Below are 14,062 nucleotides of genomic sequence, written 5' to 3' on the forward strand. Positions count from 1 at the left end.
CAATGAAAAAAACCTTAACACATGAAGGACTTTATTATTTATTACAGACACATCAAGGAAATGTTGGCCACTGGCCGGCAGAATCGCCATGGGAAATAATGTTAGGCGCTTTTCTGGTTCAGAACACCACGTGGCACAATACAGAGATATCTTTAGCAAAGTTAGGTCAAGCAACAGATTTTGATCCCCTAATTATTAGTCAACTAACAGCGGACGAATTATTACCATTAATCTACTCTAGTGGCTTTCACAAAAGTAAAACTCATTTAATCATGACTTGGTTCCAATGGTTAAAAAGTTATGATTTTGACCGTGCCCAAATAGTGTCAGATTTTCCTTCGACTGAAGCACTCAGACAACAATTATTGAGTTTTCGAGGGATTGGGAATGAAACAGCGGATGTCTTATTATTATATGTCTTCGATCAATCAGCTTTTATTGCTGATAATTATGCCCGGAAACTATTTACTGGCTTGGGCAGTCCAGCCGCTAAACACTATATGACATTAAAAGAACATGTTGAACAAACAACTTCGCTCTCTTTATTGGAATGGAAAGATTTCCATGGTCAAATTTTAGAATATGGAAAGAACAATCTAGTTGGCAAAGGACCACATGCGACTCATTTATTTTCGACTTATTATTTAGATAGTTAGCAAGATAAAGTCTAAAGCGAACTATTCATGATTGTCTATTAAATTACACTGATTTTTGATGTTGGAAAATGAGAGATATGCTATGATTAAATTATAAAAAATTGAGGTGAACAGAATGAGAGCAGTGATTACCGTGAATGGCGTCGATAGAGTCGGAATTTTAGCACGTGTAGCGACAGGGTGTATGAATGCCAATGCTAATATTGTTGATGTATCCCAAACTGTAATGGATGGTTTCTTTACAATGACGATGTTAGTTAAAATTGATGACATCAATTCTAGCTTTGAAGCAATGAAGGAAACGATGGAACAAACTGTACCAGACATGCAAATACGTGTCATGCATGAGGATATATTCAATTCAATGCATCGTATTTAAAAACGAGGAGGTGGTTATTAAATGATAAACATGAAGGATATTCTGGAAACGTTGAATATGATTGAGAATGAAAACTTAGACATTCGAACAATTACTATGGGGATTTCCTTAGTTGATTGTGCCGATGGTGATATTGAGCGTTCATGTGAAAAAGTCTATCAGAAAATCACTCGCAGTGCTAAAGATTTAGTCAAAACGGGTGAACAAATTGAACGTAAATATGGGATTCCGATAGTGAATAAACGAATTTCTGTGACACCTATTTCTCAATTAGTCGCTGCTTCGGGTGGAAACCCTGTCAAATATGCACAGACGCTAGATCGAGCAGCCGCAGCAGTAGGTGTTAACTTTATTGGGGGCTATTCAGCGCTCGTTCATAAGGGGATGTCAGCAGGTGACTTGGCATTAATAAAATCCATACCTCAAGCATTAGCTGAAACCACTCATGTGTGTAGTTCGGTCAATATTGGTTCAACAAGAGCTGGCATCAATATGAATGCAGTTAAACTAATGGGGAATATCGTGAGAGAGTGTGCGATCTTAACGAAAGCTGACATGTGCGTTGGGGCAACTAAACTTGTCGTATTCTGTAATGCTGTGGAAGATAATCCGTTTATGGCAGGTGCTTTCCATGGTGTAGGCGAACCTGATGTTGTTATCAACGTTGGTGTATCTGGACCTGGCGTCGTTAGAGCTGCTTTGGCTAAATTACCAAAAGGTGCTTCCTTAGAAATAGTCGCCGAAGAAATCAAACGAACGGCTTTTAAAATTACTCGCATGGGCCAATTGGTCGGAACGGAAGCCGCCCAAACGCTTAATGTTCCTTTTGGTATTGTAGATATCTCACTAGCTCCTACTCCAGCCGTTGGGGATTCAGTTGCTCATATCCTTGAAGAGATTGGCCTCGAACAAGTGGGGGCTTATGGCACGATTGCGACACTTGCGATGCTAAACGATGCAGTCAAAAAAGGGGGCGTGATGGCGTCATCGAGTGTGGGTGGTTTATCAGGAGCTTTTATTCCTGTCAGTGAAGATGCCGGAATGATTGCGGCAGTCGAAGCAGGGAATTTAAACATAGAAATGTTAACCGCCATGACTGCCGTTTGTTCGGTAGGGCTTGATATGATCGTTGTCCCAGGCGATACGACTGCTGCAGTGATTTCAGCAATTATAGCGGATGAAGCAGCGATTGGTATGATTAATTCAAAAACAACGGCTGTTCGCTTAATTCCAGCGATTGACGTCCCAGACGACGGTGAGCTTGACTGGGGTGGCTTGTTTGGTAAAGCACGTGTGATGCCTTTAAATGTTACGAAACCCGATGTGTTTATTAATCGTGGAGGGCGAATTCCCGCACCCATTCAAAGTTTAAAGAACTAATGTTAAAACTGATTATTTAATCTAGTTTTTCATAATTGAAAGGAAGTGTTTGTGTGTCAAGTTATTTAACAGATATTGATATTGCGAAACAAGTCACATTGGAGCCAATCGACAAGATTGCAGACAGAGCAGGAATTGATCAAGAGAGTTTATCCTTTTATGGGAAATATAAAGCTAAGGTAGATCTTAAACAATTAGACGTCTTAGCGGATAAAAAAGACGGGAAATTAATTCTAGTTACTGCGATTAGTCCAACGCCTGCAGGTGAAGGGAAAACAACGACGTCTGTTGGCTTAGCTGATGGTTTATCGGCCATCGGAGAAAAAGCGATTCTAGCATTACGTGAACCTTCATTAGGTCCTGTTTTTGGAATGAAAGGTGGCGCGGCTGGTGGAGGCTATGCACAAGTTGTTCCGATGGAAGATATCAACTTACATTTCACAGGCGACTTCCATGCAATAAGTGCAGCCAACAATTTACTTGCTGCAATGCTTGATAACCATATACATCATGGGAATGCTTTGGCTATCGACTCTAGACGAATTACATGGAAACGGGCGGTCGATATGAATGACCGTCAACTTCGTTATATTGTCGATGGGTTAAATGGTCGTACAAATGGTGTACCACGTGAAGATGGCTTTGAGATTACTGTAGCCTCAGAGATTATGGCAATTCTTTGTTTAGCACAAAACATTACCGATTTAAAAGAACGTCTAGGTCGTATCATTGTCGCCTATAATTTTGATAATCAACCGGTTACCGCAAATGACTTAAAAGCAGCTGGCGCAATGACAGCTTTATTAAAAGAAGCATTGAATCCAAACTTGGTTCAAACGCTTGAACATACTCCTGCTTTTGTTCATGGTGGTCCATTCGCAAATATTGCACACGGCTGTAACAGTGTTTTAGCAACCAAGATGGCTTTGAAACACGCTGACTATGTTGTGACTGAGGCAGGCTTTGGTGCAGACTTAGGAGCAGAAAAGTTCTTAGACATTAAATGTCGATTAGCTGATCTAAAACCTTCAGCTGTTGTGGTGGTCGCGACGATTCGTGCTTTAAAAATGCATGGTGGAGTGTCTAAGAAGGCGCTCGAAACTGAAAATGTTGAAGCGGTACTAAACGGTTTACCAAACTTGGAACGTCATTTATTCAATATTCAAGAGACCTTCAATTTACCAGCTGTGGTTGCGATTAATAAGTTTCCTACGGATACAAAAGCAGAACTTGAAGCGGTAAGGAAAGCGTGTGAAGCTCGCGGAGTCGAAGTGTCTATCTCAGATGTTTGGGCAAATGGCGGAGCAGGTGCTGAGGATTTAGCTCATAAAGTAGTGGCTATGACTAAAGAAGAAAGTGAACTAACTTATGCCTATGAACTGGATGTTCCAATTCAAGATAAATTAGATCATATTGTTCAAAAAGTATATGGTGGGACAAAAGCTATCCTAACACCAGCCGCTCGTCGAGAAGGAAAACAACTAGAAGCACTTGGCTTTGGTAAACTACCTATTTGTATGGCTAAAACACAATATTCTTTCTCTGATAATCCTAAGTTAATAGGAGCGCCCCAAGGCTTTGAAGTGACCATTCGTAACTTAAAAGTTTCAGCAGGTGCTGGTTTTATCGTTGCTTTAACGGGTGATATTATGACGATGCCTGGTCTACCCAAAGTACCTTCTGCTGAGTCAATTGATGTTGCGGCTGATGGCACGATTACAGGTCTATTCTAAATAATTAACTAGCAGCCGGAATATAGCCGGCTGTTTTTTCTTTGTAGGATAAGAGGGGTTGTCTGACTTGTATAAGAGTCTGCTTTTAACTAGAATAGTAAAGGAACCATTATAAGTGAAAAGGAGTCAATATGTTAAAACATTTTTTTAGCTATTATAAACCGTATAAACGGTTATTTTTAATTGATTTTTGTTGTGCCATTATTTCTGCCATTCTTGAACTTGTTTTTCCGATTGCGGTTAACCGAGTGATAGATGAAGTATTACCTGATGGGAATTTAAAAATCATTTTAATGTTCTCAGTCATCCTATTTACAATGTACCTATTTAATACTTGGTTGAATTATATTGTGGTTGCTGTTGGACATGAATTTGGGATTAACGTCGAAACGGATATGCGACGTGACCTCTTCAATCATTTTCAAAAACAGTCTTATCATTATTTTGATAATGTGAAGACAGGGGAGCTATTAAGTCGAGTAACAACAGACTTGTTCGATATTAGTGAAGTGGCTCATCATGGTCCAGAAGATGTTTTTATTACTTTAATGACCTTGATTGGTGCCTTTCTTTTAATGTTAGATGCACATGTACCTTTAGCTGTAATCACTGTTATTCTATTACCTTTGATGGCGATTGGCTTAGCTTTCTTTAATAAGCGAATGACACAAGTAAATTCACGAATTTTCTCAAACGTCGCGAAATTTACAGCCGGAATCGAAAACTCGCTGAGTGGTATTCGGGTCGTTAAAGCATTCGCTAACGAAAAGTATGAGCGTGGTGTGTTTGAAAAGTATAATCAAGGTTTCCGTACAAATAAGTTAGCTTTTTATCGTACAATGGCATTAAGTAGTTCCTTTAACTATATGCTTGTTCGTTTAATTAATCTGTTTGCTTTTCTTGCAGGTTCTTATTTCACGGTGATAGGCGAATTAAGCCTAGGTGAATTAGTCGGATTTATATTATTGGCGAACGTTTTTGTTCGACCATTAGAACGAATTAATGCAATGATAGAATTGTATCCCAAAGGTTATGCAGGTTTTAAACGTTTTCGTGAAGAGTTGATGCGAGAAGCAGATATTCTTGATCGAGACGACGCTTATCAAGCTCCCGCTTTTAAAGGGAATATCCGTTACGACAATGTCAACTTCTCGTACGAAGATGGCAGAAAAATATTGTCTGATGTTAATTTATCAGTAAATGCAGGCGAAACGGTCGCATTTGTTGGTCCAAGTGGAGCCGGGAAAACAACGTTAGTTAATTTATTACCTCGTTTTTACGAAATAGATTCTGGAGCAATTACTATTGATGGCCATGACATTCAAGCCGTTACGATGGAATCGTTACGTAAGCAAATTGGTATCGTTCAACAGGATGTTTTCCTGTTCACGGGAACCGTTCGTGAAAATGTCTTATACGGACGTCTAGATGCAACGCCAGAAGAAGTTGAAGCTGCCATTGATGCTGCTCAATTGCGAGAAGTTATTGCTGACTTACCTGAAGGCTTGGAAACTGAAATTGGTGAGCGTGGTGTGCGTTTATCTGGCGGCCAAAAACAAAGACTATCTATTGCTAGAATATTCTTAAAGAATCCAGCTATATTAATTCTTGACGAAGCGACGAGTGCATTAGATACTCAAACAGAACAATTCATCCAAGCCTCATTAGATACACTAGCCACAGGCAGAACAACCTTGATTATTGCTCACCGACTTGCAACAATTCGTCATGCTGATCGAATTGTTGTGGTCACAACAGATGGGCTTGTAGAAAATGGCAGTCATGATGAATTACTTTCATTGGATGGACATTATGCAACTTTATATTATGCTCAATATGGTAGAGGTGATAAAACATGAAACCTAACATCGGGAATGATTGGGAGTTAGTGTTAAAGGACTATTTTGTCCGGGAAGATTTTATTAAATTGACGCGTTTTTTAGAGCGAGCTTATCAGACACAAACAATTTATCCAGCAGCAGATGAAGTGTTTACTGCCTTGAAGTTGACCCCTTATTCAAATGTTAAGGTTGTTATTTTTGGGCAAGATCCCTATCACGGACCTAATCAAGCGCATGGGCTGGCTTTTTCTGTAGATAAGCAAGCAAAAATCCCTCCGTCATTGCGTAATATTTATAAAGAACTCGTCGATGACTTAAGTGTGTCGATACCGTCACAGGGTAATTTATCCAACTGGGCAAAACAGGGGGTACTTTTATTAAATACTGTTTTAACAGTAGAAGCAGGACAGGCGAATTCTCATCACAATCTTGGCTGGGAAGGCTTGACTGAAGAAATAATACGTCAGTTGAATTTACATTCTGAACCGATTGTATTTATTCTATGGGGCGCTTCAGCTCGTAGGTTTAAGAAATTAATTGATTTACAAAAACACGCGACAATTGAAGCACCGCATCCTAGTCCTTTGTCTGCTTATCGTGGTTTCTTTGGTTCTAAACCATTTAGTCAAGCGAATCAACAACTTATCGCTTGGGGACGCGAGCCGATTGATTGGGAAGTTACCTAAAGAACTTACGAACACTCTTGTCTTTGAATGAGATGAGGGTGTTTTTCTTTTGCATACGTCGTGTCATAGTGTGACACGCGTTTTCACCCTAGGTAAAGGACGTGTCATTTATGTGACAGGTCCTATTTAACGTTTATTGGATAAAAGTGCACACACGTGGGCAGTTAAAGTGGCAAATTTTGCCTCAATCGTGCTTATTTTAATTGCATACGTCGTGTCATAGTGTGACACGCGTTTTCACTCTAGGTAAAGGACGTGTCATTTATGTGACAGGTCCTATTTAACGTTTATTGGATAACAGACCACACATGTGGGCAGTTAAAGTGGCAAATTTTGCCTCAATGGTGCTTATTTTAATTGCAAACGTCGTGTCATAGTGTGACAGGCGTTTTCGCCCTAGGTAAAGGACGTGTCATTTATGTGACAGGTCCTATTTAACGTTTATTGGATAAAAGACCACACACGTGGGCAGTTAAAGTGGCAAATTTTGCCTCAATGGTGCTTATTTTAATTGCAAACGTCGTGTCATAGTGTGACACGCGTTTTCACTCTAGGTAAAGGACGTGTCATTTATGTGACAGGTCCTGTTTAGGGTTTATTGGGTAAAAGACCTTAATTATGGGCGGTTAAACTGTCAAAATATAGCCCCAAAAAGCGTGTCAAAAAAAAGAACAATTTATTTTCAGATTAAAAAGCATATTACGCTAAAAAATGTGTATTTATATATGAGACTAAAAATAATAGTTTCAGAAAGGAAATGATGATGAATATAATACCAAGTAAAATCTATCAAGTGGATAGTAATCGTAGAGTTTTAAACAAGCCAACCGAGTTACAACAGTTAGAGGTGTTAGAAAAACGGGGAGGTTTAGCGTCAGAAGCCAAGAGAAAACTTTGGATACACCGAACAGGTTTCCAAGGTGAACAAACATTTTATGATTTTATGTTTCGAATGGCAAAGTCACATTGGAGAATATTACATAGAACTTGGCTAAATATCAAAGGGCGCGTTGAATGTGATTTTATTGTAATAACTCGTGTGGGGATATATTTTTTTGAAATCAAAAATTATAACGGCAATTTAGTTTATGAATACAATCAACAGACAGTTAACTACCGTACGATTAGCGGGGATATTATGGGGCAGTTTAAGAACATGCAAGAGCGGACAATTGATATGTGTCGCCAAATGAATTATTCGGGTGGCGTTTTTCACCAATTGGTTTATATTAACCCGTATTATCAAGCGACCCTTCCTCATGAGTGGTTGAAAAGTCTTTTACACTACAATCAATTGACAGATTATATTGAGCAGATGATTCGAGAGGAGGCGACATTACTTCCGGCGAATTTTAGTCCTGACGAAGCGGTCGATTCTATAGAGAGTTCATTCGCGTGCACGGAACCTTATCCTCCAAACGTGCTCTCGCCAGAAGAACTGAAGCAGTTGAAGCATGGGATTGCATGCTCACATTGCGGTAGTTTTCATACTATCTGTACACGCTATAAACTAATATGTGTACACTGCAGGCAGAATGAGCCTAAGGAGCGTGCAGCTCTGAGGCTCATTGGTGATTACTCGGTGTTGACTCCTTTTAACCCCTTGCAAGCTGCCGATATTGTGAAGATAGCCGGAGAAAGTTTTCGAAGAGACTACATAAACAAAATACTTAGACGCTATTACCAATTAGCCAAAGTCGAAAAAACAGGCCAATATATTAATCCATCGCAAAATTTTGAACACACTTATCCTCATTTAAGTTTCAAATTAAAAAACTCGCGAACCCCTCTTCAATAAATAGACTAAAAAAGCCGGCAACCCTAAACAGGTAGCTGGCTTTCTACTGCAAATAAGACATACATCATTGCTAAGGCAATCGCATTGTTTAAGAAGTGAAAAAGAATTGAAGGAACAATATTGCGATCGTATTCCCAATAAATTTGAGTCAAAACGACTGTAATCGGTAAGTATAATACAAAGTCCGCCCACTGGAATGAATGCATATACGTGAAAAGGAACATTGAAAATATCGTTGAAACAATAATCATGACACGTTTATCTTTAGCCCAAGGTCCGATAATGGCTTGACGAAAGACAAGTTCTTCGACAATGGGTGCATAAATGGTTAATAGAAGAACGTTGGCAAGCACGTTCATATTCTCTGCAGCGTCATTGAGGATCTCCTGATTTTGTCCTAGGGTGGATGTGTCCATGAACAAATCAAGTAGCCAAATTCCTGCGATTCTCAACAAGAGCATTAGCAAATAATAGCCGAATAATTTACCGGAAAAACGTAATAAACTGGGAGTATCCGCCCGGAAGCGATGCCACTCTGCCATTAAATGATCCTTAAATAAAAATAAAGCTAAGACAAGTAGAATCATTGATACAATAAAACTAGCATAAACAATGTCCGTGAATTGCATAAGAAGACTCGAACCTACAATCATAATTCCAAAATATCCCAAAAATAATATTGCTGATTTTTTTACCATACGTCACCTCACTATAGTTTACATTATTGTAACACATATCTTAAAATTTCATAAAGTATTAAAACTTAGAAGAATGAAAACTTACTGAACGATATGGTATAATTGACTGAGATTTGGATGGGGGCAAAGAGATGAAAGAATTAACGATAGAGAATTTACATAAAACATACGGTACGAAAACTTTATTGGAAGGGATAAACTTTGCGATACGCACTGGGGACCGCGTGGGCTTAATTGGGCCGAACGGAACCGGAAAGAGTTCATTATTAAAAGTAATCGCTGGTTTGGATAATTATGATGATGGAAAATTATCCCACCCGAACCAATATTCAATTGCTTACTTAGATCAACACCCAACATTTGATGAGCAAAAAACCATCTTAGAAACAGTTTACGACAGTAAAGCACCATTGATTCAATTATTATTACATTATGAAAACACTCGTTTGGCTTTAGAAGCCGATGCGATGAATGAAAGACTACAAACAGAATTCACCCGTGTAACGGATGAAATGAATGCTAAAGACGGTTGGGATGTAGAAGTAAGAGCTCGCACGATTCTCTCTCAACTAGGACTGAACGATTTGTCTCGTCTACTAGCAACTTGTTCAGGAGGAGAGCGCAAGCGAGTCGGTTTGGCACAAGTTTTAATTGCAGATCCTGATTTGTTGATTTTGGATGAGCCAACTAACCACTTAGATGTTCAATCAATCCAATGGCTAGAAAGATATTTAGCTAACTACCAAGGAGCTTTGTTCCTAGTAACTCATGACCGTTATTTCCTAGAACGTGTTGTTAACCGGATTATTGAATTAAAATACGGTCATATTACAGAATATGAAGGAAACTACGAGACTTACTTGGAGAAAAAAGCGAACTTAGAAGCTCAATCGGCAAGAAACCAAGAAAAACAAGACAGTTTATTTAAAGCAGAATTGGCTTGGATGAGAAAAGGTGCCAAAGCGAGAACAACTAAACAACAAGCAAGAATTGATCGTTTTCAAGATTTAAAGCAGACGATTCAAGGGCGAGATGTTGAAGCGGATGGTTTCCAATTTGAATTTGAACAACAAAGAATCGGAAATCGCATTATGGAATTAGAAGATGTGTCAGTCGAAATTGGCAATGTTAATGTCATTGAAAGTTTTACCAAAACCTTTGTTAAAGGCGAAAGAATGGGAATTATTGGTGAGAACGGAGTAGGTAAATCAACGTTGATGAACACCCTTGTAGGACAACATCCCATCGCTAGTGGAACTTACGAAATGGGTCAAACCGTTCGTTTAGCATACTATCGACAATTGGATCAAGACTTGCCCGGTGATACAAGAGTTTTAAGTTATTTGACTAAGATTGCGGATGATTTTGAGATGCCGGATGGCTCGAAGGCTAATGCTTCTCAGTTGTTGGAACAATTCAATTTCCCCCGTGTGACACATGGTCAAGAAATAAAACACTTATCCGGTGGTGAACGTCGTCGCTTGTACTTACTTACTTTGTTAGTACAACAACCGAATGTATTAATTCTAGATGAGCCAACGAATGACCTCGATATAGACACATTGACGGTTTTGGAAGACTACATTGAACAATTTGAAGGCGTCGTATTAATTGTTTCGCATGATCGTTACTTCCTTGATAAAACTGTCGATCAATTATTAGTCATCCAAGGAAATGGTGCCTTTGATTTAATCTGGGGAAGTTATTCGCAGTACTTAGACGAACAAGCCAAGAAACCTAATCCTAAAACAATGACTTCAACCGAAGTTAGCAAAAAAGAAGTGCTAGAAAAACCGACTGCTGCAAAACCGAAACGGATGTCTTATCAAGAAAAAAGAGAATGGGCAACCATATTAGAAGATATCGAGCAAGCTGAGAATCGAACCGATGCAATCAAAAAAGAAATGAATACAATAACAAGTGACGCTGCTCGTTTAATTGTTTTGCAAGAAGAGCTAGATGAAACAGATGAAAAATTACTTAACTATTATGAACGTTACGAGTATTTAAGTGAGTTGTCAGAATAAATAGTTTTTAGAAGGTGAGATGAACATGAAAGCATATCAAGATTTAGTGAGAGCTGTTTTAGAGACGGGACATAAAAAAGAAGATCGCACCGGAGTGGGGACAATCAGTTTGTTCGGTTATCAAATGCGTTTTGATTTAAAAGAAGGGTTTCCTTTATTAACAAGTAAACGGGTCCCTTTTGGTTTGATAAAGAGTGAATTATTGTGGTTTTTAAAAGGAGATACCAACATTCGCTATTTATTAGAACATAATAATCATATTTGGGATGAATGGGCTTTTGAAAGATACATAAAAAGTTCAAGTTACACTGGTCCAGATATGACTGATTTTGGTCTGAGAGCACCAAAAGACCCAATTTTTAACGAGAGCTATCAAATCGAAATGAAGAAATTTCAAGACCGTGTTCTCACTGACCCAATCTTTGCAGAAGAATTTGGAAATCTCGGTGATGTTTACGGCAAACAATGGCGTTCCTGGGAAATGCGTAATGGGGACACGTTAGATCAAATTGCCAATGTGATTGAGCAAATTAAACAGACACCAGATTCTAGACGTTTACTTGTCTCAGCATGGAATCCGGAAGATATTCCTAATATGGCTTTACCACCGTGTCATACATTATTCCAATTTTATGTTCAAGATAATAAATTAAGTTGTCAATTATACCAAAGAAGTGCAGATATCTTCTTAGGTGTGCCATTTAATATTGCCAGTTACGCACTGTTAACACATTTAATAGCGCGTGAAACTGGGTTAGAAGTGGGCGAGTTTGTGCACACGTTAGGAGATGCTCATTTATACTTAAATCACCAAGAAGCAGCTGACACACTATTAAGCCGTGAGCCAAAAGCATTACCACAATTAGTTATCGAAAGTGATGCTGCCATCGATCAGATTGCTAGCGATTCAATCAGGGTGGAAGGGTATCAACCACATCCATCTATTAAAGCACCAATTGCAGTCTAAAGGATTTTTTAACAAGGAGTGGATAGAATGATTTCATTTGTATACGCACAAGAAAGAAACGGTGGAATAGGTTACAAAGGGGATTTACCTTGGAGTTTACCAAGTGATTTACAGTTCTTCAAGAAAACAACCATGGGACATACTATGTTAATGGGGCGTAAAACTTTTGAAGCGATGAATCAACGCTTGTTACCTGGAAGAAAAACAGTTGTAATGACGACACAAAGTACTTATGGTGCTGACATCGAAGGATTAGAAGTTGTCAGCAGTATCAATGACGTTTTGGAATTAGCTCGTAACCAACATTTAATGGTGATTGGTGGAGCAGAGATTTTTAAATTAGTCTGGCCTCATGCGGATGAAATTATTCGAACAGTCATTGATGAAGATTTTCCAGCGGATGTATATATGCCAGAAATTGATGAAACTTACTGGGAATGTTATCAAATAGTCGAAGGTGAATTAGATGAAGAGAATGTTCATCCGCACCAATATGAATGGTGGCGTCGTAAATAGTGATTAAACACACTATTCTAATGACTGTTTTCCATTAACAATAAATAAAGAAATGCGCTTGATAAAGTAAGGAGAATTTAAATGACAATTGCACGCTATACTCGACCTGAAATGGAAAAAATTTGGTCAGATGAAACGAAATACGACACTTGGTTACAAGTAGAAATCGAAGCTTGTCAAGCTTGGGCCAATTTAGGTATGATTCCCTCTGCAGACGTAGAGGCTCTTCGTAGAAATGCTACGTTTACTGTTGAACGAATTTTAGAAATTGAACAAGAAACGCGTCATGACGTAGTTGCGTTTACAAGAGCTGTCAGTGAGAGTCTTGGAGAGGAAAGAAAATGGGTACATTATGGTTTAACAAGTACTGATGTTGTAGATACTGCTTATGGTTATCAGTTAAAACAAGTGAATGAAATTTTACGACGTGACATCGAACGTGTCCTTGAAGTGACGGCTAAAAGAGCGCGCGAACATAAATATACTATCCAAATGGGACGAACTCACGGTGTTCATGCTGAACCGACGACCTTTGGTTTAAAATTAGTAGGTTTTTACTCAGAAATGAAGCGTAACTTAAATCGTTTTAACGCGTCGGCTGAAGGAGTAGAAGCTGGGAAAATTAGTGGAGCAGTGGGAACGTTTGCCAATACACCACCAGAAGTGGAAGAGTTTGTGTGTCAAACACTGGGTATTCGTGCTCAAGATATATCGACTCAAGTTTTGCCTCGTGACTTACATGCTGATTATGTTGCGACACTCGCTTTAATCGCAACTAGTGTCGAACGTTTTGCAACTGAAATCCGTGGCTTGCAAAAATCAGAAACAAGGGAAGTAGAAGAATTTTTTGCCAAAGGCCAAAAAGGATCTTCGGCAATGCCTCACAAACGTAATCCAATTGCGAGTGAGAACGTTACTGGATTAGCCCGTATTATGCGTGGTTATATCACCCCTGCCTACGAGAACGTGACGTTATGGCATGAACGTGATATTTCTCATTCATCAGCTGAACGTATCATGTTACCTAGTATTACGACGCTATTGAACTATCAATTAAATCGCTTTGCGAACCTAATTGAAAAATTAACCGTCTACCCAGACAATATGCTACGCAATATTGACCGCACGTATGGGTTAATTTTCTCTCAAAGAGTCTTATTGACACTGATTGATAAAGGGATGAGCCGAGAGACAGCTTATGATACGGTTCAACCCTTAACACAAAAAGCATGGGATGAGCAATTACAATTCAAAGAGCTTGTATACCAAGAAGCAGCAATTACCGAGAAGTTAACGATTGAGGAAATTGAAACATTATTTGATCCAAGTTACCACTTGTCTCAAGTAGATGCGATTTTCAGTCGGGTCGGCTTAGATTAGA

The 14,062-nt window shown here is 38.9% G+C and carries 12 protein-coding genes; 11 read left to right on the top strand and 1 reads right to left on the bottom strand.

Features of this window, described 5'->3' with window-relative positions; translation table 11 throughout:
• Window positions 1-2 precede the first annotated feature (2 nt).
• From ACTQ5J_RS02410 to ACTQ5J_RS02440, 7 genes are all read left to right on the top strand, one after another.
• Window positions 3-656, top strand: a complete 654-nt coding sequence (locus ACTQ5J_RS02410) for an endonuclease III domain-containing protein (protein ID WP_441750413.1) — start codon at window positions 3-5, stop codon at window positions 654-656.
• Between the two features lie 115 nt (window positions 657-771).
• A complete protein-coding gene (locus ACTQ5J_RS02415) occupies window positions 772-1,035 on the top strand; it encodes an ACT domain-containing protein (RefSeq protein ID WP_441750414.1) in 264 nt (87 codons plus the stop codon).
• 24 nt (window positions 1,036-1,059) lie between these two features.
• Complete coding sequence (locus ACTQ5J_RS02420) at window positions 1,060-2,415, top strand: PFL family protein (RefSeq protein WP_441750771.1); 1,356 nt, start codon at window positions 1,060-1,062, stop codon at window positions 2,413-2,415.
• Between the two features lie 53 nt (window positions 2,416-2,468).
• Entirely contained in the window at window positions 2,469-4,148 is a 1,680-nt protein-coding gene (locus tag ACTQ5J_RS02425) for a formate--tetrahydrofolate ligase (protein ID WP_441750415.1), read from the top strand.
• Window positions 4,149-4,279: 131 nt separating this feature from the next.
• Window positions 4,280-6,007, top strand: coding sequence for an ABC transporter ATP-binding protein (locus ACTQ5J_RS02430; protein WP_441750416.1), 1,728 nt, complete (start codon window positions 4,280-4,282; stop codon window positions 6,005-6,007).
• A complete protein-coding gene (locus tag ACTQ5J_RS02435) occupies window positions 6,004-6,675 on the top strand; it encodes a uracil-DNA glycosylase (RefSeq protein WP_441750417.1) in 672 nt (223 codons plus the stop codon). The genes ACTQ5J_RS02430 and ACTQ5J_RS02435 overlap by 4 nt, the downstream gene beginning before the upstream one ends.
• A gap of 763 nt (window positions 6,676-7,438) precedes the next feature.
• Window positions 7,439-8,473: a nuclease-related domain-containing protein gene (locus tag ACTQ5J_RS02440; RefSeq protein WP_441750418.1), complete on the top strand. Its 1,035-nt coding sequence runs from the start codon at window positions 7,439-7,441 to the stop codon at window positions 8,471-8,473.
• Between the two features lie 23 nt (window positions 8,474-8,496).
• Here ACTQ5J_RS02440 and ACTQ5J_RS02445 read toward each other — a convergent pair whose 3' ends face one another.
• The gene (locus ACTQ5J_RS02445; RefSeq protein ID WP_441750419.1) at window positions 8,497-9,171 is read right to left on the bottom strand and encodes a CPBP family intramembrane glutamic endopeptidase; all 675 of its coding nucleotides are present in this window, start codon (window positions 9,169-9,171) and stop codon (window positions 8,497-8,499) included.
• A gap of 131 nt (window positions 9,172-9,302) precedes the next feature.
• Between ACTQ5J_RS02445 and ACTQ5J_RS02450 the strand changes: the two genes are divergently transcribed.
• The 4 genes from ACTQ5J_RS02450 to purB all read left to right on the top strand — a co-directional run bounded on the left by ACTQ5J_RS02450 (window position 9,303) and on the right by purB (window position 14,061).
• Window positions 9,303-11,198 carry an ABC-F family ATP-binding cassette domain-containing protein gene (locus ACTQ5J_RS02450; RefSeq protein ID WP_441750420.1) on the top strand — a complete coding sequence of 632 codons (1,896 nt, stop codon included), beginning with the start codon at window positions 9,303-9,305 and terminating at the stop codon, window positions 11,196-11,198.
• A 25-nt stretch (window positions 11,199-11,223) separates the two neighbouring features.
• Window positions 11,224-12,165 (top strand): thymidylate synthase, encoded by a 942-nt coding sequence (locus ACTQ5J_RS02455; protein ID WP_441750421.1) that lies wholly within the window; start codon window positions 11,224-11,226, stop codon window positions 12,163-12,165.
• Between the two features lie 27 nt (window positions 12,166-12,192).
• Window positions 12,193-12,681, top strand: coding sequence for a dihydrofolate reductase (locus tag ACTQ5J_RS02460; RefSeq protein ID WP_441750422.1), 489 nt, complete (start codon window positions 12,193-12,195; stop codon window positions 12,679-12,681).
• Between the two features lie 81 nt (window positions 12,682-12,762).
• Window positions 12,763-14,061 carry an adenylosuccinate lyase gene (gene purB, locus ACTQ5J_RS02465; RefSeq protein WP_441750423.1) on the top strand — a complete coding sequence of 433 codons (1,299 nt, stop codon included), beginning with the start codon at window positions 12,763-12,765 and terminating at the stop codon, window positions 14,059-14,061.
• The last annotated feature ends 1 nt before the right edge of the window (window position 14,062 follow it).

This window comes from Fundicoccus sp. Sow4_F4 (assembly GCF_052116145.1).
Taxonomy (GTDB): Bacteria; Bacillota; Bacilli; order Lactobacillales; family Aerococcaceae; genus Fundicoccus.

Bases quoted from the DNA above. Each gene is read 5' to 3' on its own strand.
- ACTQ5J_RS02410 (WP_441750413.1), top strand. From the start codon at position 3: ATGAAAAAAACCTTAACACATGAAGGACTTTATTATTTATTACAGACA.
- ACTQ5J_RS02415 (WP_441750414.1), top strand. From the start codon at position 772: ATGAGAGCAGTGATTACCGTGAATGGCGTCGATAGAGTCGGAATTTTA.
- ACTQ5J_RS02430 (WP_441750416.1), top strand. From the start codon at position 4,280: ATGTTAAAACATTTTTTTAGCTATTATAAACCGTATAAACGGTTATTT.
- ACTQ5J_RS02435 (WP_441750417.1), top strand. From the start codon at position 6,004: ATGAAACCTAACATCGGGAATGATTGGGAGTTAGTGTTAAAGGACTAT.
- ACTQ5J_RS02440 (WP_441750418.1), top strand. From the start codon at position 7,439: ATGAATATAATACCAAGTAAAATCTATCAAGTGGATAGTAATCGTAGA.
- ACTQ5J_RS02445 (WP_441750419.1), bottom strand. From the start codon at position 9,171: ATGGTAAAAAAATCAGCAATATTATTTTTGGGATATTTTGGAATTATG.
- ACTQ5J_RS02450 (WP_441750420.1), top strand. From the start codon at position 9,303: ATGAAAGAATTAACGATAGAGAATTTACATAAAACATACGGTACGAAA.
- ACTQ5J_RS02455 (WP_441750421.1), top strand. From the start codon at position 11,224: ATGAAAGCATATCAAGATTTAGTGAGAGCTGTTTTAGAGACGGGACAT.
- ACTQ5J_RS02460 (WP_441750422.1), top strand. From the start codon at position 12,193: ATGATTTCATTTGTATACGCACAAGAAAGAAACGGTGGAATAGGTTAC.
- purB (WP_441750423.1), top strand. From the start codon at position 12,763: ATGACAATTGCACGCTATACTCGACCTGAAATGGAAAAAATTTGGTCA.